The 19,351-nt window shown below is 63.5% G+C and carries 21 protein-coding genes and 2 pseudogenes; 15 read left to right on the top strand and 8 right to left on the bottom strand.

Annotated features, from left to right (window positions below; all coding sequences use genetic code 11):
• The first annotated feature begins 63 nt into the window (after positions 1-63).
• The 13 genes and pseudogenes from FJ424_RS29270 (at position 64) to FJ424_RS29210 (ending at position 8,351) form a co-directional block, all read left to right on the top strand.
• A complete protein-coding gene (locus tag FJ424_RS29270; RefSeq protein WP_140659152.1) occupies positions 64-1,008 on the top strand; it encodes a heme o synthase in 945 nt (314 codons plus the stop codon).
• Positions 1,005-1,196, top strand: coding sequence for a hypothetical protein (locus tag FJ424_RS29265; RefSeq protein WP_140647282.1), 192 nt, complete (start codon positions 1,005-1,007; stop codon positions 1,194-1,196). Before FJ424_RS29270 ends, FJ424_RS29265 begins: the two co-directional genes overlap by 4 nt.
• Entirely contained in the window at positions 1,196-1,825 is a 630-nt protein-coding gene (locus tag FJ424_RS29260) for a cytochrome c oxidase assembly protein (RefSeq protein WP_140659153.1), read from the top strand. The genes FJ424_RS29265 and FJ424_RS29260 overlap by 1 nt, the downstream gene beginning before the upstream one ends.
• Before the next feature lies 1 nt (position 1,826).
• Entirely contained in the window at positions 1,827-2,708 is an 882-nt protein-coding gene (locus FJ424_RS29255; RefSeq protein ID WP_140647284.1) for a cytochrome c oxidase subunit 3, read from the top strand.
• Positions 2,709-2,832: 124 nt separating this feature from the next.
• Positions 2,833-3,242 (top strand): annotated as a pseudogene (locus FJ424_RS29250) (L,D-transpeptidase family protein).
• Between the two features lie 15 nt (positions 3,243-3,257).
• Positions 3,258-3,644, top strand: a complete 387-nt coding sequence (locus tag FJ424_RS29245; protein ID WP_140659154.1) for a DUF983 domain-containing protein — start codon at positions 3,258-3,260, stop codon at positions 3,642-3,644.
• Positions 3,641-4,396 (top strand): SURF1 family protein, encoded by a 756-nt coding sequence (locus FJ424_RS29240; RefSeq protein ID WP_181182199.1) that lies wholly within the window; start codon positions 3,641-3,643, stop codon positions 4,394-4,396. The genes FJ424_RS29245 and FJ424_RS29240 overlap by 4 nt, the downstream gene beginning before the upstream one ends.
• 134 nt (positions 4,397-4,530) lie before the next feature.
• The gene (ispH, locus tag FJ424_RS29235) at positions 4,531-5,535 is read left to right on the top strand and encodes a 4-hydroxy-3-methylbut-2-enyl diphosphate reductase (protein WP_140659155.1); all 1,005 of its coding nucleotides are present in this window, start codon (positions 4,531-4,533) and stop codon (positions 5,533-5,535) included.
• 6 nt (positions 5,536-5,541) lie between these two features.
• Positions 5,542-6,504, top strand: a complete 963-nt coding sequence (locus tag FJ424_RS29230) for a homoserine kinase (RefSeq protein ID WP_140659156.1) — start codon at positions 5,542-5,544, stop codon at positions 6,502-6,504.
• The gene (rnhA, locus tag FJ424_RS29225; RefSeq protein WP_140659157.1) at positions 6,501-7,046 is read left to right on the top strand and encodes a ribonuclease HI; all 546 of its coding nucleotides are present in this window, start codon (positions 6,501-6,503) and stop codon (positions 7,044-7,046) included. Before FJ424_RS29230 ends, rnhA begins: the two co-directional genes overlap by 4 nt.
• A 41-nt stretch (positions 7,047-7,087) precedes the next feature.
• Positions 7,088-7,676 (top strand): annotated as a pseudogene (locus FJ424_RS29220) (histidine phosphatase family protein).
• A 92-nt stretch (positions 7,677-7,768) separates the two neighbouring features.
• Positions 7,769-8,050 carry a type II toxin-antitoxin system ParD family antitoxin gene (locus FJ424_RS29215; protein ID WP_140647291.1) on the top strand — a complete coding sequence of 94 codons (282 nt, stop codon included), beginning with the start codon at positions 7,769-7,771 and terminating at the stop codon, positions 8,048-8,050.
• Positions 8,040-8,351 (top strand): type II toxin-antitoxin system RelE/ParE family toxin, encoded by a 312-nt coding sequence (locus FJ424_RS29210; protein ID WP_140647292.1) that lies wholly within the window; start codon positions 8,040-8,042, stop codon positions 8,349-8,351. Before FJ424_RS29215 ends, FJ424_RS29210 begins: the two co-directional genes overlap by 11 nt.
• Before the next feature lie 4 nt (positions 8,352-8,355).
• Here FJ424_RS29210 and FJ424_RS29205 read toward each other — a convergent pair whose 3' ends face one another.
• The 3 genes from FJ424_RS29205 to FJ424_RS29190 form a co-directional block, all read right to left on the bottom strand.
• Positions 8,356-8,832: a DUF2938 domain-containing protein gene (locus tag FJ424_RS29205; RefSeq protein ID WP_140659158.1), complete on the bottom strand. Its 477-nt coding sequence runs from the start codon at positions 8,830-8,832 to the stop codon at positions 8,356-8,358.
• A 121-nt stretch (positions 8,833-8,953) separates the two neighbouring features.
• Positions 8,954-9,436, bottom strand: coding sequence for a peroxiredoxin (locus FJ424_RS29195; RefSeq protein ID WP_140659159.1), 483 nt, complete (start codon positions 9,434-9,436; stop codon positions 8,954-8,956).
• 198 nt (positions 9,437-9,634) lie between these two features.
• Positions 9,635-10,441, bottom strand: a complete 807-nt coding sequence (locus tag FJ424_RS29190; RefSeq protein WP_140659160.1) for a protein-disulfide reductase DsbD domain-containing protein — start codon at positions 10,439-10,441, stop codon at positions 9,635-9,637.
• Between the two features lie 126 nt (positions 10,442-10,567).
• Here FJ424_RS29190 and FJ424_RS29185 point away from each other — a divergent pair, with 126 nt between their 5' ends.
• A complete protein-coding gene (locus FJ424_RS29185; protein ID WP_140647296.1) occupies positions 10,568-11,176 on the top strand; it encodes a YqgE/AlgH family protein in 609 nt (202 codons plus the stop codon).
• 187 nt (positions 11,177-11,363) lie between these two features.
• Here FJ424_RS29185 and FJ424_RS29180 read toward each other — a convergent pair whose 3' ends face one another.
• From FJ424_RS29180 to thrC, 4 genes are all read right to left on the bottom strand, one after another.
• Positions 11,364-14,210 (bottom strand): EAL domain-containing protein, encoded by a 2,847-nt coding sequence (locus FJ424_RS29180; protein ID WP_140659164.1) that lies wholly within the window; start codon positions 14,208-14,210, stop codon positions 11,364-11,366.
• A 44-nt stretch (positions 14,211-14,254) separates the two neighbouring features.
• On the bottom strand, positions 14,255-14,851 hold the full coding sequence (locus FJ424_RS29175) for a GNAT family protein (protein WP_140647297.1): 597 nt from the start codon (positions 14,849-14,851) through the stop codon (positions 14,255-14,257).
• A gap of 116 nt (positions 14,852-14,967) precedes the next feature.
• Positions 14,968-16,260, bottom strand: a complete 1,293-nt coding sequence (locus tag FJ424_RS29170) for a pitrilysin family protein (RefSeq protein ID WP_140647298.1) — start codon at positions 16,258-16,260, stop codon at positions 14,968-14,970.
• Between the two features lie 14 nt (positions 16,261-16,274).
• On the bottom strand, positions 16,275-17,672 hold the full coding sequence (gene thrC, locus FJ424_RS29165) for a threonine synthase (protein WP_140659165.1): 1,398 nt from the start codon (positions 17,670-17,672) through the stop codon (positions 16,275-16,277).
• 128 nt (positions 17,673-17,800) lie between these two features.
• Here thrC and FJ424_RS29160 point away from each other — a divergent pair, with 128 nt between their 5' ends.
• A complete protein-coding gene (locus FJ424_RS29160; protein ID WP_140659161.1) occupies positions 17,801-18,547 on the top strand; it encodes a hypothetical protein in 747 nt (248 codons plus the stop codon).
• A gap of 1 nt (position 18,548) precedes the next feature.
• Here FJ424_RS29160 and FJ424_RS29155 read toward each other — a convergent pair whose 3' ends face one another.
• Positions 18,549-19,238, bottom strand: a complete 690-nt coding sequence (locus FJ424_RS29155) for an HAD family phosphatase (protein ID WP_140659162.1) — start codon at positions 19,236-19,238, stop codon at positions 18,549-18,551.
• Positions 19,239-19,351 lie beyond the last annotated feature (113 nt).

The raw sequence follows: 19,351 nt of genomic DNA, 5'->3' as shown, positions 1-19,351 counted from the left end.
GCATACGAGGCCGCCGGCTTGTCCGGCGGTCTTGGCCAACGGAATGATGGACTTTAAGTACGCATGGCCCTTGCCGAAGACAGATTGATGGAGGAAGCGGGTTTTCGCATGTCGGAAGCGACCGCAGCCGATTTCTTCGCCCTGTTGAAGCCGCGCGTGATGTCGCTGGTCGTCTTCACGGCCTTTGTCGGCTTGGTCGCGGCGCCCGTCGCCATCAACCCGCTGCTGGCGATGATCGCCATCCTGGCCATTGCTATCGGCGCCGGCGCCTCCGGCGCGCTCAATATGTGGTACGACGCCGACATCGACGCGGTGATGACCAGAACCGCCGGGCGCCCGGTGCCGGCCGGCCGCGTCACGCCGGGAGAGGCGTTGAGCTTCGGTCTGGTCCTGTCGGTGCTGTCGGTGATGACGCTGGGCGTGCTGGTCAACTGGCTGTCGGCCGCGCTTCTCGCCTTCACCATCTTCTTCTATGCCGTCGTCTACACCATGTGGCTGAAGCGCTGGACGCCGCAGAACATCGTCATCGGCGGTGCCGCCGGCGCCATCCCGCCGGTGATCGGCTGGGCCGCGGTGACCGGCTCGGTCAGCCTCGAAAGCGTGATCCTGTTCCTGATCATCTTCCTGTGGACGCCGCCGCATTTCTGGGCGCTGGCGCTGTTCAAGTCCGACGACTATGCCCGCGCGGGCATCCCGATGATGCCGAATGTCGCTGGCCAAGCCTCCACCCGTCGGCAGATCTTTGCCTATGCGCTGATCCTGGCGCCGGTCGGCGTGCTGCCCTGGGCGCTCGGCTACACCACGGCCGGCTATGGGGTCGTCTCGGCGGTCCTCGGCGCGGGCTTCGTCTGGTATGCCTGGAAAGTGCTTGCCATGGCCGACGACGACCGCGCGATGAAGCCGGCCAAGGCCCTGTTCGGCTACTCGCTGCTCTATCTCTTCGCGATCTTTGCCGCCTATCTCGTCGACTGCGTGGTCGGGCGCGCCCTTATGATGGGGGGAGTATGATCGTGGCCGACAAGAAACTCGAACTGGTCACGCTGACCGAACGCCAGCAGAAGGCGCGCCGCAACCGCTCCATCGCCATCGGTGTCGCGCTGGCGGCATTGGTCGTCATCTTCTATGCCGCCACCATCGTGCGCTTCGGCCACACCGGGGCCAGCATCACCGGCTCCGGCCTGTTGGGAGGCGGCTGATGGGCGGCGAGACCGGCAGCAAGCCCCGCAAGGTGAACAACGGCATCGTCGCCGCCATCTGCCTCGCCTTCTTCACCGGCATGGTCGGCATGGCCTACGCGGCGGTGCCGCTCTACAAGATGTTCTGCCAGGTGACCGGCTATGGCGGCACCACGCAGCGCGCCGAAAAGCAATATGCCGGCCGCGTGCTCGACCGCGACATAACAATCCGCTTCGACGCCAACACCAACGGCATTCCGTGGCGGTTCGAGCCTGTCGCCCGCTCGGTGACGATCAAGATCGGCGCGACGGCGCAGGCGCATTACAGCGCCACCAACAAATTCGACCGCACCATCACCGGCCGCGCCTCGTTCAACGTGCAGCCGGAAATGGCCGGTGCCTATTTCAACAAGGTGGAGTGCTTCTGCTTCACCGACACGACGCTGAAGCCCGGCGAGACGCTGGACATGCCGGTCGTGTTCTATGTCGATCCAGACATCGTCAACGTGCCGGAACTCAAGGACTTGAAGACGATCACCCTGTCCTACACGATGTTCCCGGTCGAAAAGAAACAGCCGGTCGCCTCGTCGGCGCCGGCCGCTGGCAGCAGCAACAAAGTTCCAGATTCCGACGCAAGCCTCGGGGGTTGATATGGCAGACGCGCACGCAAAACCACAACACGACTACCATCTCGTCAACCCGAGCCCGTGGCCTTTCCTGGGATCCATCGGCGCGCTGGTCACCGCCATCGGCGGCGTCTGCCTGATGCAGTATCTGAAGGCCGGCAACTTCCCGGTCTTCGGCCACAACATCGCCAATCCATGGCTGTTCTTCATCGGCCTGATCATCGTGCTCTACACGATGTTCGCCTGGTGGTCGGACACCATCAAGGAAGCGCATGAGGGTCATCACACGCGCGTCGTGTCGCTGCACCTGCGCTACGGCATGATCATGTTCATCGCCTCGGAGGTGATGTTCTTCGTCGCCTGGTTCTGGGCCTTTTTCGACGCCAGCCTGTTCCCGGGCGAAGCCTCGCAATATGCCCGCGCCGCCTTCACCGGCGGCGTCTGGCCGCCGAAGGGGTTGGAGGTTCTCGATCCCTTCCACCTGCCGCTCTACAACACCATCATCCTGCTTCTGTCGGGCACGACGGTGACCTGGGCGCACCACGCGCTGCTGCATGGCGACCGCAAGGGTCTGATCAACGGCCTGGTGCTGACCGTCGGCCTCGGCATGCTGTTCACCATGGTGCAGGCCTACGAGTACATGCACGCCCCCTTCGCGTTCAAGGATTCGATCTACGGCGCCACCTTCTTCATGGCGACCGGCTTCCACGGCTTCCATGTCATCATCGGCACCATCTTCCTGCTCGTCTGCCTGGTGCGTGCGATGCGCGGCGACTTCACGCCGAAGCAGCATTTCGGCTTCGAGGCGGCCGCCTGGTACTGGCACTTCGTCGACGTGGTCTGGCTGTTCCTGTTCAGCGCGATCTATGTCTGGGCCTCGAACGGCGCGCTGATCGAAGGCCACTGATAAAAAGCAATCCGGGAAAGCGCGTGGCGATTTTTCCGGAATTTGCTTTCAGGAGTTTTGAAGGCGGCCGCGGCGACGTGGCCGCCTTCTTCTTTTCGGCGCAATGGCCGGCCATCGGTAGGTCATGTGGGCGAAAATTTCCTTGGCCATCTGCGCGTATCTGATCACCACAGGCTCACTGCTCGACAGGGGTATGTGGCCCGGACAGACGGTCGATCTGGTGCGTGTCGAGAAATCGCAACGGCAGTTGCAACTGATCGGCGGCGGCCAAATCCTGCGCCGCTACAGCATCGCGCTCGGCGGCGATCCGGTCGGCCACAAGCACCGCAAGGGTGACGGGCGAACGCCGGAGGGGCGCTATGTGCTCCAGGCGGCCTCATCATGATCCACGGCCAACCGAACGGTTTCGGCTGGCTGGGCAGGGTGCTTCAAATGGTCGACTGGACCGACGGCTGTATTGCGGTTACGAACCCCGAGATGGATGAAATCTGGACAAGGGTGGCCGACGGCACACCGATCGAGATCATGAAATGAGCGAAGATCTCTAAAATGAGTGAAGACAAGGCGATCTGGCCACCCATAGATCCGATCTCGGCCGGCCTGCATGGCCGCTGCCCGCGCTGCGGCGAAGGCAAGCTGTTCTCCAGTTTCCTCATCGTCGGCAAGCGCTGCTACAATTGCGGGCTCGACTATTCCTTCGCCGATGCGGGCGACGGACCGGCGGTGTTCGTCATCCTGATCATCGGCTTCGTCGTCGTCGGCCTCGCATTGTGGATGGAGGTGACGTTCAGTCCGCCGCTCTGGCTGCACTTCATGTTGTGGATACCGCTGGCGCTGGTGCTGTGCCTGACGGCGCTGCGCCTGATCAAGGGCGTGCTGATCACCTTGCAGTATTCGAAGAGAGCCTCCGAGGGCAGGCTGGATTCCAACGAATGAGCGAGACGACCAGTTTGGTTGCCGGCCGTTCACGGCCCCGCACGGCGTTGCTGCTTGGCCTCGGCCTTGTTCTGTTCGCCGTCCTGATCGGGCTCGGCACCTGGCAGGTTCAGCGCCTGCATTGGAAGGAAGGCCTGCTCGCAACCATCGATATGCGCACGCATTCCGCACCGCTGGCTCTAGCGGACGTCGAGAAGGAATTCGCCGCTTCCCATGATGTCGATTACACGCCGGTGACGGTGACCGGCACTTTCCTGCACCGGGGCGAGCGGCACTTCTTTTCCACCTGGCAAGGCGACAGCGGCTTCAACGTCTACACGCCCCTGCAGCTCGAGGATGGCCGCTTCGTGCTCGTCAACCGCGGCTTCGTTCCCTACGATCTCAAGGATCCTTCCAAGCGCCGACAGGGCGAAATTGCCGGCAAAGTGACCCTGACCGGGCTTGCCCGCAATCCGCTGCCTGGAAAACCGTCGATGATGCTTCCCGACAATGACGTCGCCAAGAACATCTTCTACTGGAAGGACCGCGACGTCATGGCGGCGACCGCCGGCCTGCCGGCGGGGTTCGTGCTGGTGCCGTTCTTCATCGATGCCGACAAGACGCCGAACCCTGGCGGCCTGCCGGTCGGAGGCGTCACCATCATCGACCTGCCGAACAACCACCTGCAATATGCGGTCACCTGGTATGGCTTGGCCGCCGCCCTTGCGGCGGTGCTTATCCTCAGGCTTCGCCGCCCAGCGAATGAAGCGTGAAGCCTGCTGCTCTTGACAGGGCAGGGGTGTGCACCTCATTTCGCCTTGAGCAATTCCAGGAAAAGTGTGAGCGGCTTTCCGTCCGGAATTGCGTCAAAACAAAGAGATCGATTCCGACCAACCGGCCCGTTTTAATGACTGAGAAAAAGCCACCGCTGACGATCAGGCTCTGCCAGCCACGCGGCTTTTGCGCCGGCGTCGACCGTGCCATCCAGATCGTCGTGCTGGCGCTGAAGAAATACGGCGCGCCGGTCTATGTCCGCCACGAGATCGTGCACAACCGTTACGTCGTCGAAGGGCTGCAGAGCCTGGGCGCGGTCTTCATCGAGGAACTGTCCGAGATTCCGCCGGAGCATCGCCAGTCGCCGGTGGTCTTTTCCGCGCATGGCGTGCCGAAGTCGGTGCCGGCGGATGCCGAGGCGCGCAACCTTTTCTACCTCGATGCCACGTGCCCGCTCGTCTCCAAGGTGCACAAGCAGGCGATGCGCCACCAGCGGCTCGGTCGCCATGTGCTTTTGATCGGCCACGCCGGGCACCCCGAAGTGATCGGCACGATGGGCCAGTTGCCGCAAGGCGCCGTGACGCTGATCGAGACCGAGGCCGATGCGGCGCGCTTCGTGCCGGTCGACGCTTCGGCCCTTGGCTTCGTCACCCAGACAACCTTGTCGGTCGAGGACACCGCCGGCATCATCCGGGCGCTCCAGGAGCGGTTTCCCGAATTGCACGCGGCCGCGGCCGAATCGATCTGCTACGCCACCACCAACCGCCAGGAAGCGGTGAAGGAGACGGCGGCGGGCGTCGATCTTTTCCTTATCGTCGGTGCTCCCAATTCGTCCAACTCGCGTCGCCTTGTCGAAGTGGCGGAGCGCGCGGGTGCCACGATGTCGCTTCTCGTGCAGCGCGCCGCTGAAATTCCGTGGGATGAGATCGCGGGGATCGGTACGCTCGGCCTGTCGGCCGGCGCATCGGCGCCGGAGATCATCGTCGATGAGATCATCGACGCGTTCCGCCAGCGTTTCGACGTCACCATCGATCTGGCCATCACGGCCACGGAAACGGAGGATTTTCCGGTGATGCGGGTTTTGCGCGATGTCGAACTGACGGCGGCCGACATGGCCTTCGTCAATGGAGCGGCGTGAAACCGGATGGCCGTCTACACCGACGTCAATGAGAACGAACTCAGCGCGTTCCTCAAAGCCTATCCGGTGGGCGAATTGCTCTCCTACAAGGGCATCGCCGAAGGCACCGAGAATTCCAATTTCCTGGTTCACGCCTCGACCGGCTCCTACATCCTGACGCTCTACGAGAAGCGCGTCGACAAGGCCGACCTGCCGTTCTTTCTCGGCCTGATGGGCCATCTCGCCAGGAAGGGCATTTCCTGCCCGCTGCCGGTCACCGCCGATAACGGCACCGTGATCGGCACGCTCGCCGGCCGGCCCGCCGTCATCATCACCTTCCTCGAAGGCCTGTCGTTGCGGCGGCCGACGGCCGCGCATTGCGCGGAAGTCGGCAAGGCGCTCGCCAGCCTCCATCTTGCCGGCCAGGATTTTCAGATGAGACGGCCGAACGCGCTGGCGATCGACGGCTGGCGCAAGCTCTGGACGGCCTCGCGCGACCGCGCCGACGAGGTCGAGCCGGGCCTGGCGGCCGAGGTCGATGCCGACTTTGGCGATTTCGAGCGCAACTGGCCGACCGGCCTGCCGCGGGGCATCATTCATGCCGATCTGTTCCCGGACAATGTCTTCTTTCTCGGCGAGAAGCTGTCCGGGCTGATCGACTTCTATTTCGCCTGCGACGACCTCTACGCCTATGATGTCGCCACCTGCCTCAACGCCTGGTGCTTCGAGAAGGATTTTTCCTTCAACCTGACCAAGGGGACGGCGCTGCTCGCCGGCTACCAGTCGGTGCGGCCGCTTCAGGGTGACGAGAAGGCGGCGCTGCCGATGCTGGCGCGCGGCTCGGCGCTGCGCTTCATGCTGACCCGCCTCTATGACTGGCTGACCATTCCGGATGGCGGGCTGGTGATGAAGCGCGATCCGACCGAATATATCCGCCGCATGCGCTTTCACCGCGCGATCCGATCTCCTTCCGAATACGGGCTGACATGAGCAAGCACGTTGAAATCTTCACCGACGGCGCCTGCTCCGGCAACCCGGGGCCGGGCGGCTGGGGCGCGATCCTGCGCTTCAATGGCGTTACCAGGGAATTGTCGGGCGGCGAAGCCGAGACCACCAACAACCGCATGGAGCTGCTTGCCGCCATCACCGCGCTCGATGCGCTGAAGGAGCCTTGCACGGTCGATCTCTACACCGACAGCAAATACGTCATGGACGGTATTTCCAAATGGATCCATGGCTGGAAGAAAAACGGCTGGAGGACCGCCGACAAGAAGCCGGTGAAGAACGGCGAGCTATGGCAGGCGCTGGACGCAGCCAACCGCCGCCACAAGGTGACCTGGAACTGGGTCAGGGGCCATGCCGGCCATTCCGAAAACGAACGCGCCGACGAACTCGCGCGCGAAGGCATGGCGCCGTTCAAGAAAGGCTCGGCAGTGTCTGCAACGCCGAAGCCGGCAGCGGCGCCGAAGCCGACCACACCGGCAAGGCCGTCGGCAACCCCAAGGGCACGTCGCTCCACACAGAGCTATTGATTTCGGCAGGCTGGCTTGCACTCTGACCGGAGAAGCATGTCGTGCCGATAGCCTATTACATCACACACCCGCAGGTGCGCATCGACGCCGACGTTCCGGTGCCTGGATGGAGATTGTCCGACGTCGGCCGGGCGAGGGCGGTCGCCATGCTCGACCAGCCCTGGGTTGGCTCGATCGGCCGCATCGTGTCGTCCGCCGAACGCAAGGCGATCGAAACCGCGGAAATCCTGGCGGGACGTCTTCATCTTGCGGTCGAGGTGCGCGAGCGGACGCACGAGAACGACCGGTCGGCAACCGGCTTCCTGCCGCCGCCGGAATTCGAAGCGGTCGCCCGATCAGTTCTTCGCCAGGCCGCACGAGAGCATCCGAGGCTGGGAACGGGCTATCGATGCGCAGGGCCGGATCGTCAGCGAGGTCGAAGCGGCGCTTACGACCGGTGAAGCCGACATCGCCTTCGTCGGCCATGGCGGCGTCGGAACGCTGTTGCTCCTCCATCTCAGTGGACGGGAAATCAGCCGCGAGGCGGATCAGCCGGCAGGCGGCGGCAATTACTTCGCCTGGGATATCGGCTCACGCCGCTTGATCCATGGTTGGCTGCCGATCGACTGGCCAGCAGCGCGGAGCCTCTGATTGTCGGCTGAACTCAGAGAAGCAGCAGCACCATTGATTGCATCTCCGAAAAGGGAGTATTATTTACTACCATAGAGCAAGGATAGCACCCCATGCCAAACGTGGAAAAGTTAAGCGTAGCCGTCACGACGCAACAGGCGGCCGTCATGCGCGAAGCTGTGGAAGCTGGCGAATACGCGACAGCCAGCGAAATCGTGCGCGAAGCGATGCGGGACTGGTTGGCCAAGCGCGAACTTCGGAAAGAGGATGTGCGGCGGCTTCAGCGCTTGTGGGACGAAGGGAAGGCAAGCGGAAAACCGGAGACTTTGGACTTCGATACCTTGCGAAGGGAAGCGCGGCAGAAGCTGAAGGACGCTTCACCAAATGGTCGTTAGGATAGTCTGGTCGCCAACGGCAAAAGCCGACCTGATCGATATCTATACCACTATAGGCGCCGAGAACTTAAAGGCAGCGGACCACTACTACGAATGGATCGAGGATCGAGTTGCACAACTCGTGGATCAGCCACGCATGGGCGTCAGACGCCCCGACATTCGCCCTTCGGCGCGAATGCTTGTCGCGGCTCCGTTTTTGCTCCTTTACGAAACGGTCCCAGATACGGACAGCGGTCCGGTCGATTTGGTGGAGATCGTACGCGTTGTCGACGGTCGCAGGGATTTGAACCGTCTCTTCTGACCAATCACCGTATCAGCAGCGCCGTCGAGAACATGCCGAGCGCGAACACCGTGTGCGCCACGAGGTTGAGCGCGCGCACCTTCGTCGGATTGGGGAGCTTGGATGCCGCCCAGCCGGCGCCCATGCCGGGCGCCAGCAGGAACCAGCCGGCCCCGACGGTGACGATGCCGAGGATGAAGGCCGGCAGGAAGGTCGGCGTCGCCAGCCAGCCCGCGCCCGCCAACGCCACGAGGATTGCGCCGTAAAGGATGCCGACCAGGTAGTGAAAAACCCAGCCCAGCGCCTTTTCATGCGCATAGGGCGCGGCCTTGCCGATATCGTCATGGAAGACCTTTTCGGGCAGATGCCGAACCCAGCGCCCGACCATACCCCAATTGGGCAAAGGCTGGCCGATCGCCTTGTTGAGGACGATCGCCCAGATATCCATGAACACGGTGGCGCCGATGCCGATCGCCACAGCGCGCCAGATTGTGTCGAGCATCAGAGCATGATCCCGAACCGGAGGTCAGCGCACGCAAAAAGTGGGAACCGGTTTTCGGACAAGATCATGCTCCAACAAAGAGTGAGATCAGGATGGCGGATCAACGAAACGTCATCCTGATCTAGAGCTGCTCGAGGATTTTTGCCGCGCCGCTCTCGTCGACGCCCGGCTTGGTTTCGACGTTGATCGCGACGACCTTGCCGTCGTCGACGATCATCGAAAAGCGCTTCGAGCGCAGACCCATGCCGGCTGCGGAAAGATCGTTGTCGAGCCCTACCGACTTGGCGAAATCGCCGCTGCCGTCGGCGAGGTAGAGGATCTTGCCTTCGCCGCCGGAGAAGCGCGCCCAGGCGCCCATGACATGCACGTCGTTGACCGAAACGACGGCTATAGTGTCGACGCCGCGCGCAAGAATGGCGTCATGGTTTTCCAGATAGCCCGGCAAATGGTTGTTGCTGCAGGTCGGCGTGAAAGCGCCGGGAACACCGAACAGCACGACCTTCTTGCCGGCGAAGATCTCCTTGCCCTTTATATCCTTCGCGCCATCAGCGGTCATCGTCTTGAAGGTCACGTCGGGCAGTTTTTCGCCAACCGAAATGGTCATGGGGAGAGCCTCGCTTGGGGGAGATGGGAAAGGACTGACGCCTTCGATATCGGACTGCGCGGCGGCCAGCAACCTCTCACAGCAAGTCCAGGAAAAGTGTCTAGCGGTTTTCCGTCCGGAATTGCGGCTCAAAGAGCAATTCCAGGAAAAGTGTGTAGCGGTTTTCCGTCCGGAGTTGCTGCTTAAAGAGGCGCTGGATCAAGGGAAAGGCAGCAGCCCGTCCACCGAACCCTCGGCACTGGTCAGCGTGTAATAGAGCCCACCATCGGTCGGCGTCGCCGACGGCCGGTCGAGGATCGGCACGGTGAAGACGAGCTTGCCGTCCTTCTCGCTGCGCACCGGCGCGCCGAACATGTAGTCCCGCTCGCCGGCGATGAAGAAGTCGACGGATTCCGGATTGCCTGGCGACTGCGCCTGGACGACAAGGGTTTCGTGGTCGCCGGGCAGCACGCTGACGCCGAAATCGGACCGGGCCGGAGAGGGCAACGTCGCGAGCGCGGTTTTCACCAATGCGGCGTCGGTGGCGTTGTCGGGATCGGCCCCAGGATCGACGCTGAGCCGGGTCTGCACCGGAATGCAGATCGTCTCGCAGATGCCCAGGAAGACATGGGCGTCGATGGTCGCCGGCTGGTCGGGCGAAGACAGCGTGAAGGTCACCGGCAGCGACACCGGACGGTCGTACCCGGCCCATTTGCCGTAGCCGTCGTCATGCCGCTGCGGCGGCGGGAACGACAATTGGGCGTCTGAGATGTTGGTGCTGCCGGATATGTCGAGCTGCGGCGGCACGCCGGCGTCGCCCGGATCGCGCCAATAAGTCTTCCAGCCGGGCTTCAGCGCGATGTCGAGCACCCCGTGGATCTTGCCGGCCTCGTCGGGCTTGCCGGTGGTCACCAGCCGAACCTTGCCGCCTTCACTGTTGTACCAGATTGAGGAGGAGGCCTCTGCCGGGAGGCTTGCAGCCCACCCGAAAACGACGCCGAGAACCAGTATTTTTATGTATCGCATGGCGGTGATTTGACCGTCCGTTCTTGGCCGCGCAATGACTTCATCGCTCTCCCGGTATCATATTTGCGTTACATCGGGGACTGGCACCATCTTTTCGGCGCAGCCGAAACGCGTTACGCTCAGCCCATGGACTTGCTGCGCCACAAGAAGTCGACCGCCGGACGCGGTTTTCTCGACGACCAGTTCCTGATTGCCATGCCTGGCATGAAGGACGACCGTTTCGCGCGCTCTGTCATCTACATCTGCGCCCACAGCGACGAGGGCGCGATGGGCCTGATCATCAACCAGACGCAGCAGATGCTGTTTCCGGACCTGCTTGTGCAGCTCGGCATCATGAACGAGCAGGAAGCGATCCGCCTGCCGGCGCATACGCGCGATTTCGTCGTGCGCAACGGCGGGCCCGTCGACCGCAGCCGCGGCTTCGTGCTGCATTCGGGCGACTATCGCGTGGAATCCTCGCTCAATGTCTCCGACGACGTCTGCCTGACGGCAACCGTCGACATCCTGCGCGCCATCTCGACCGGCCGTGGCCCGCGCCATGCGCTGATGGCGCTCGGCTATTCCGGCTGGGGGGCCGGCCAGCTCGAAACGGAGATCGCCGAGAACGGCTGGCTCACCTGTCCGGCGACGCCCGAGCTTCTCTTCGACACCGACATCGAGCGCAAATACGGCCGTATCCTTGCCTCGATCGGTATCGACCTTGCCCATCTCAGCGCCGCCGCGGGACACGCCTGAAGCCCAACGCTCGCGGTTGGCAGGAACGCTCGCGACTTTGTCATCCTCGGGTCAAGCCCGAGGATGACGAAGCGATGGGCCTCTAATGCATGTCGCGTAAAAGTGTGTAGCGGTTTTGCGATAACGACATGCATGACAACAAAGGGCTTAAAGCGCGTCGCCTGAATCCGCTTCAGCGCGACGCGCTTTAAGCCTGCGTCAGCGGATACTGCTCTTTCAGCGTCTTCAGCACCTGGTCGCCGGGCATCGGCGCACCGAACATGAAGCTCTGGACATATTCGCAGCCCATCTGGCGCAGCTCCAGCGCGTCGCTTTCGTCCGAAATGCCTTCCGCCACGACCGAAAGCCCAAGCTCATGCGCCATGTTGACCATGGATTTGAGCAGCACCGCGCGCTTCGGCGTGGCGTCGTCGACGAAGCTCTTGTCGATCTTGATCGTGTCGAAGGGGAAGCGCGTCAGATAGGAGAGCGAGGAATAGCCGGTGCCGAAATCGTCGAGCGACAGCCCGATGCCGAGTTGCTTCAGCTTGCTCAGCACATGCGCGGTCTGCTCGGGATTGTCCATCACCAGCGATTCGGTGAGTTCCAGCCGGAAGCAGCGCGGCTTCAGATTGGCACGCGCGATGACGGAGCGGACGTCGCTGACGAGGTCGCGGCGGATGAGCTGGCGGCTCGACAAATTGACCGAGACCGAGAGCGGCGCGTCGCCGATCTGCTTCTGCCAGGAGGCTAGGTCTTCGGCCGCCTGCTGCATGGCGAACAGGCCAAGCTGCACGATCAGTCCGCAATTCTCGGCCACCGGAATGAAGTCCCCCGGCGGGATCATGCCGCGGCGCGGGTGGTCCCACCGAAGCAGCGCCTCGAAGCCGGCGACGCTGCCGTCCTCCAGCCGCACGATCGGCTGGTAGGCAAGCGTGAACTCGCGCCGCTCGATGGCGCGGCGAAGGTCGGATTCGAATTGCAGCCGGTCGGTGCCGACGGTGCGGAAGGCGGGCCGGAACGGTTCGATCCTGTCGCCGCCGAAGCGCTTGGCCTGGTGCATGGCAAGCTCGGCGTCCTTGACCATGTCCTCGGCCGAGGTCTGCGCCGTCGTCCAGGTGATCAGGCCGATCGAGGCGGTCAGCACGATCTCGCGCTTGGCGAAGGTGATCGGGTTGTTGATTGCGTGCTTGATGGCGTCGGCGATTGCCGCGATGCGGGCAGGGTCCTGCTCCGAAAGCAGCATCAGCGCGAACTGGTCGCCGGCAAAGCGCGACAGCGAATCCTTCGGCTTCAAGAGCCGGTGCAGCCGGCGCGCAACGGTGAGCAGAATGGTGTCGCCGGCCGAAATTCCGAGACCGTCATTGACCTGCTTGAAGCGGTCGATGTCGATGATGAAGACCGTGGGGCGCACCTTCTCCTCGGTGCGGGCGATCGAGATGATCGCCTCCAGCCGGTTCATGAACAGTTCGCGGTTCGGCAGGCCGGTCAGGTTGTCGTGCACGGCATCGTGCAGCAGCCTTTCCTCGGATTTCTTCTGTTCGGTGACGTCGACCATGGTGCCGACGCAGCGGATCACCTCGCCGTCGGAGCCGATAACCGGCCGGGCGCGCAGCGAGAACCAGTGGTAGTGGCCGTCGGCGCCGCGCAGGCGGAAGTTCTGCGCCACCTTGCCGCGGCGATGCTCCAGCACCACGTCGAGCGTGGTGCGGAACGTGTCGCGGTCGTCGGCATGCAGCACCGGCAGCCAGTTGCGCGCCGCACCCCCAAGGCTGTTGGGCGCAAGGCCGAGTTGCAGGCTGATGTCCGGCTTGGTCACCACCCGGTCGCGCAGCACATCCCAGTCCCAGACGATGTCGCCCGAGCCGGCGACGGCGAGCGCCTGCCGCTCGATGTCGGAGAACAGGCCCTGGTGCAGCGCGCCGCCGGCAAAGGCGTGCTGCATGACGGTGAAGCCGATCAAGAGGATGATCAGGATCAGCCCGCCGCCCAGCGCCGGCTGGGCGATGTCGTTGTCCAGCATGCCGGTGATCGCCATCCACGACCCGCATAGCCATAGCAGCACCATCACCCAGCTCGGCACCAGCATGATCGCGCGGTCATAGCCGCGAATGCCGAGGAAGATGATGAGGCCGAGACCGGTGAGCGCGGTGGCGGCGAACGAGATGCGGGCAATGCCGGCGGCGACCGCCGGATCGACGATGGCCACGCCCGCGATCAACAGCAGTCCGAAGATCCAGACCAGCGCGCCATAGCTGAAATGGCCGTGCCAGCGGTTGAGGTTGAGATAGGCGAACAGGAACACCACGAAGGTTGCGGCCAGCGCCACCTCCGTGCCGGCCCGCCATATCTGCTCGTTGCCGGGCGATATCTCGATGATCTTGTTGAGGAAGCCGAAGTCGACGCAGATATAGGCCAGCACCGCCCAGGCGAGCGCCGCGGTCGCCGGGAACATCGAGGTTCCCTTGACCACGAACAGGATCGTCAGGAACAGCGCAAGAAGCCCCGAAATGCCGATGACGATGCCGCGGAACAGCGTGTAGGAATTGACCGAGTCCTTGTAGGAATCCGGCTCCCAGAGATAGACCTGCGGCAGTTTCGGCGAGGCGAGTTCGGCGATGAAGGTCACCACCGTTCCGGGGTTCAGCGTCACCCGGAACACGTCGGCGTCCGGGCTTGTCTGGCGGTCGAGCGCGAAACCCTCGCTGGGCGTGATCGCGGCGATGCGGGTCGAGCCGAGGTCGGGCCAGAAGATGCCGGAATTCACCAGGCGGAAATGCGGCGCGACGATCAGTCGGTCGAGCTGCTGGTCGGTGGTGTTGGCGAGCGCGAACACGGCCCAGTCGCCGCTCGAGCGCGCGTCATTGGCCTCCACCTCGATGCGCCGCACGATGCCGTCGGGGCCGGGCGCCGTCGAGACCTGGAAATTCTCACCCTGGTTCCGGTAGATCTCGACGGCGCCGGACAGGTCCAGCGCCTTGTCGTCGCGCGCGATCTTGATCGGCTCGACGGCGAAAGCCGGCATGGCCGAAAAAAGCGTGACGACGACCGTCATGATGAGGGCGAACAGCGACGCTAATCGCGGAAAATTCGTCACAGTCAGCCCTTCGTTCCATCGCCCGGCGGATCGTCCGCGATCCGGGCGTAGAGGTAGTGATCCTGCCAGATGCCGTTGATCCTGAGATAGGATCGCAGAAGTCCTTCGCGCCGGAATCCGGCTTTTTCAAGCACGCGGATCGACCGGGCGTTTTCGGGAATACAGGCAGCTTCGATCCGGTGCAACCGCAGCGTATCGAAGGCGAAGCGCGAGACGAGCTTGACCGCATCGGTCATCAGGCCGCGGCCGCCGAATCGTTCGCCGATCCAGTAGCCGATATGGCCGCTCTGGGCGACGCCATGGCGGATGTTGCCGAGCGTGATGCCGCCGGCAAGCTTGCCGCTCGATTTCTCGAAGATGAAGAAGGCGATCGCCGTGCCTTGCGCGTAATCCTCGCGGTAGCGGCTGATGCGCAGGCGCCACGCGGTGCGGTCGAGCTCGTCCGGCTGCCAGCGCGGCTCCCAAGGTTCGAGGAAAGCGCGGCTTTCGCCGCGCACCGCCGCCCATTCGCGGTAGTCGTTGGTCAAGGGCACGCGCAGCGTGACCTTGTCGCCCTTCAGTGCCGGCAGGTCACGGCGAAAGAAAGGGAGCGCGAACACGGCGCTTGTTCTAAGCGGATATTCGTGGGATGCCCCACGAATATCTGCTTAGATTCCCTGGTTTTTCGCAGGCTCTGATCGCAAAATGGGACACTTTTGCGGAACCTGCTTAGGGGTCAGACGGCGAGCCGGCGGGCCGTCGTCTGCGGGCCCGCAAGCGATTCGAGGATCGCCTCGTAGGGCGCAAGCGTGCCCACGGGGCCGACCGCGGTGAGCGTCGGTTTAGTCGAGAACAGCCGCGAGGAGAGGTCGGTCAGCCGCTCGACGGTCAGCGCCGAAAGCCGCTCCATCAATTCCTCCTTGGCGATCGGCCGTCCGAACAACAGCAATTGCCTTGCGATCTGCGAGGCCCGGCTGGCCGGGCTTTCGGCCGACATGATGAGGCCGGCGCGGTATTGCGCCCGGGCCCGGTCGAGTTCTTCCTGCAGGATGCTTTCGCCGGCCTTCTGCAACTCGCCAATGATCACCGGCACCAGCTTGGCGATGTCGCTCTGGCCGGTCGCGGCATGCACGCCGAAGATGCCGGTGTCGGAAAAACCCCAGTGGAAGGCATAGACCGAGTAGCAGAGGCCGCGCTTTTCGCGCACTTCCTGGAACAGCCTCGACGACATGCCGCCGCCCAGGATCATCGAGAGCACCTGCGAGGCGTAGAAATCGCGTACATGATAGGCGCGGCCCTCGAAGCCGAGCACGATCTGCGCATCCATCAGGTCGCGATCCTCGCGGAAGTCGCCGCCGACATATTGCGCGTATTGCGGGATGTTGCCCACTGCCTTGGCGCGGAAACCGCCGAGCTGCTTCTCGACCTCGCGCACGAAATTGTCGTGCTTGACGTCGCCGGCGGCCACGATGACCATCCGCTCGGCGTCATATTGCCGCTCGATGAAGTCGTGCAGTTGCTTGGAAGTGAAGGATTTGACCGTCTCCGGCGTGCCCAGGATCGAGCGGCCGATGGTCTGGTGGCGGAAGGCCGTTTCGGTGAAGCGGTCGAAGACGATGTCGTCGGGCGTGTCGTGCGCGGCGCCGATCTCCTGCAGGATCACATGCTGCTCGCGCTCCAGCTCTTCCGGATCGAATTCGGACTCCTGCAGGATGTCGGCCAGGATATCGACCGCCAGCGGCACGTCGCCGGACAACACTCTTGCATAGTAGGACGTCGTCTCGACGCTGGTGGCGGCGTTGATCTCGCCGCCGACATTCTCGATTTCCGAGGCGATCTCGAAGGCGCTGCGGCGCTTTGTGCCCTTGAACGCCATGTGCTCGAGCAGATGGGCCATGCCATGCTCTTCGTCGCGCTCGTTGCGGGCGCCTGACTTGACCCAGGCTCCGAGGGCAACCGATTCGATGCTTGGAAGGGTTTCGGTGGCGACTGTCAGGCCGTTCGACAGACGGCTTACCTCAACACCCATATGGCAAGTACTCCCTAACGCGCCGCCCGCGAGTGGCGGTTCACATAATCTTCCACCATTTTCAAGTCGGATGGAAGTATCGTGTATTTTTCGTCGGCTGTCATCAAGCCGCCTAGCCATGCGGGCAGGGCAGGGGTGACGCCGCTCGCTGCCTCGACCGCTGCCGGGAATTTCGCCGGATGCGCGGTGCCGAGCACCACCATGGGCACCGGATCGGAGGCGTGGGCGGCCGCGACATGAACGGCGGCGGCCGTGTGCGGATCGAGCAGGTAGTTGCTCGCTTCCAGCGTCGCGCGGATGGTGGTGGCGACCTCATCGACGCTGGCGCGGCCGGCGTCGAATTCGGCGCGGATGCGCTTGAGTTGGCCTTCCTCGATGGTGAAGGCGCCCGACTGCTTCAGGCCGTTCATGTAGCGCCTGACCGTCTCGGCGTTGCGACCGGCCGCCTCGAACAGCAGCCGCTCGAAATTCGAAGACACCTGGATGTCCATCGACGGCGAGGTCGTGGCGAACACGCCCTTGGTGCGGTATTCGCCGCTCGCCAATGTACGCGCCAGGATGTCGTTGTCGTTGGTGGCGATGATCAGCCGCTCGATCGGCAAGCCCATGCGCTTGGCGGCGTAACCGGCGAAAATATCGCCGAAATTGCCGGTCGGCACGGTGAAGGAAACCGGCCGGTCCGGCGCGCCAAGCGACAGGGCCGACGAGAAATAATAGACGATCTGGGCCATGATGCGGGCCCAGTTGATCGAATTGACGCCCGACAGCGACACCCGGTCGCGAAAGGCGTGGTCGTTGAACATGTCCTTCATCAGGCCCTGGCAATCGTCGAAATTGCCTTCGACCGACAGCGCATGGACGTTTGCCGCGCTCGACGTCGTCATCTGCCGCTGCTGCACCGGCGAGACCTTGCCGTGCGGGAAAAGGATGAAGATGTCGGTGCGGTCGCGGCCGGCAAAGGCGTCGATCGCGGCGCCACCGGTGTCGCCGGAGGTCGCGCCGACGATGGTGGCGCGCTGGCCGCGTTCGGCAAGCGCATGGTCCATCAGTCGCGCCAGCAACTGCATCGCCACGTCCTTGAAGGCCAGCGTCGGGCCGTGGAACAGCTCGAGGATGAAGGTGTTTTTCCCGGTCTGCACCAGCGGGCAGACGGCCTTATGCCGGAAGGTCGCATAAGCCTCCCGCACCAGCCGCTCGAAGATGGGCGTCGCGATCTCGCCGCCGAGGAACGGCGTCAGCACGCGAATGGCAAGGTCGGGATAGGCAAGCCCGCGCATGGCGCGGATGTCGGCGGCCGAAAATTGCGGCCACTCGCGCGGCACGTAAAGCCCGCCGTCGCGCGCCAGGCCGGCCAGCACTGCGTCGGAAAATCCAAGCGCGGGCGCATCCCCGCGGGTACTCACATATTGCATCTTCAAAGGCCCATTGTTGCCGGTCGCGTCATCCACGGCAATTGGTTAATTTTCCGAGCCGGCTCAGTCGCATTTTTGCCGCGCGGTTGCTATACGTCACCGGCTTTGTGAGAGGGAAGTGCAGTTTCATGGCGTTTTATTCGGTCAACCGTCGTTTTGTCGCGGGTCTGGCGCTCACCGGCTTTATGCTTGCCGCCGCCGGCTGCCAATCGAGCGACAATGGCATCCTGGACCTCGGTTTCGGCAAGAAAACGGATCCGACCGCGCCGCCACCGCCGCCGGATCCCAAGATCCTCGCCAGCCAGCTGCGCGCCTATTGCCCGAAAGTGACGCTGCGCGACGGCACCGCCTATTTCAACACCTATGCCAAGGGCACCGCGGCGAAGCCGAAGAAAAAGAAGGTTGATCCCGCGGCGCAGGCCGAGGCCGAGGCAGCCGCCGCGGCCGCCCAGACCGGACCAAACGGCCAGCCGATCGACCCCGATCACGATCCGTCGAAGGTCATCTACCAGGCCTCGATCACCGACGTGACACGCGATTGCACCCATGCCAACGGCCAGATGTCGATGAAGATCGCCGTCGCCGGCAAGGTCGTGCCGGGGCCAGTCTTCACACCCGGCACCGTCACCATGCCGATCCGCATCGCGGTTCAGCGGGGCGACGAGGTGCTTTATTCCCAGCTGCATCAGTACCAGGTGCAGGTCACCGACCCGTCGGCCGCTACCCAGTTCGTCTTCGTCGACAGCAATGTCGTGGTGCCGGAGCCTTCCGCGCGCGACTATCAGGCCTATGCCGGCTATGACGAGAACACGCCGGCTACGGCCGCCGAAAAGTCCAAGGGCAAGAGGAAGAAGCGCGCTCCGGCCACGAACTAGCCTAGGCGTCCTCGGACCACTCCGACAGCGCGGCGATGGTGCCGTTCAGTTCCGCCCAGCGCCGGATGACCGTCTCGGCGCCGGCCTCGGTCAGCGCGTCGGCATGGCCCGGATAGCTGTGTCCCGCGCCGGTGAAGCCGATGACGCGCATGCCGGCCGCCCTGGCGCCGGCGATGCCATGCACGGAATCCTCGATGACGAAAGTGTTCTTCGGGTTGGCGCCGAGTTGCTCGGCGGCGTAGAGGAATACGTCAGGCGCCGGCTTGGTCTTCTTGCTGGGAATGTCCAGCCCCGAAAAGATGCGGCCGGCGAAGAACGGCAGCAGCCGCACCTTCTCCAGCATGAATTCGACCCGTTCGGTGCGCGAATTGGAGCAGACGGCGCGCGGCGCGGTGACTGCGGCTACCGCCTCGCGGGCACCCTCGATGATGCGCACGTCTGCGCGCAGCTTGCGGTCGACCAGTTCCTCGGCGCGGTCGATCAGCGAGGCCTGGAACGGAATCTGCGACTTCTCCTCGACCCGCAGCATGATGTCCTTGAAGGTGAGACCGGCATAGGTCTCGGCAAGCTCCTCGGCCGAAATCTCGAATCCGGCCGACGTCAGAAGCTCGGCCTCGACCCGCGCGGCGATGATTTCGGAATCGACGAGCACCCCGTCGCAATCGAAAATGACAAGATCTGGCTGGGGCATGGCAATCCGGGAAACGTTGGGGAAAAAGCCTATTGGCCTAAGACCTGTTGATATTCAGGATTCCACATCGGGCTTGATCATGATTCAAGCTTCGGATGGAACGATTCGTGCTG

This window comes from Mesorhizobium sp. B3-1-8, assembly GCF_006439495.1.
GTDB lineage: Bacteria > Pseudomonadota > Alphaproteobacteria > Rhizobiales > Rhizobiaceae > Mesorhizobium.
This window is presented reverse-complemented; position numbering and strand designations above follow the sequence as displayed.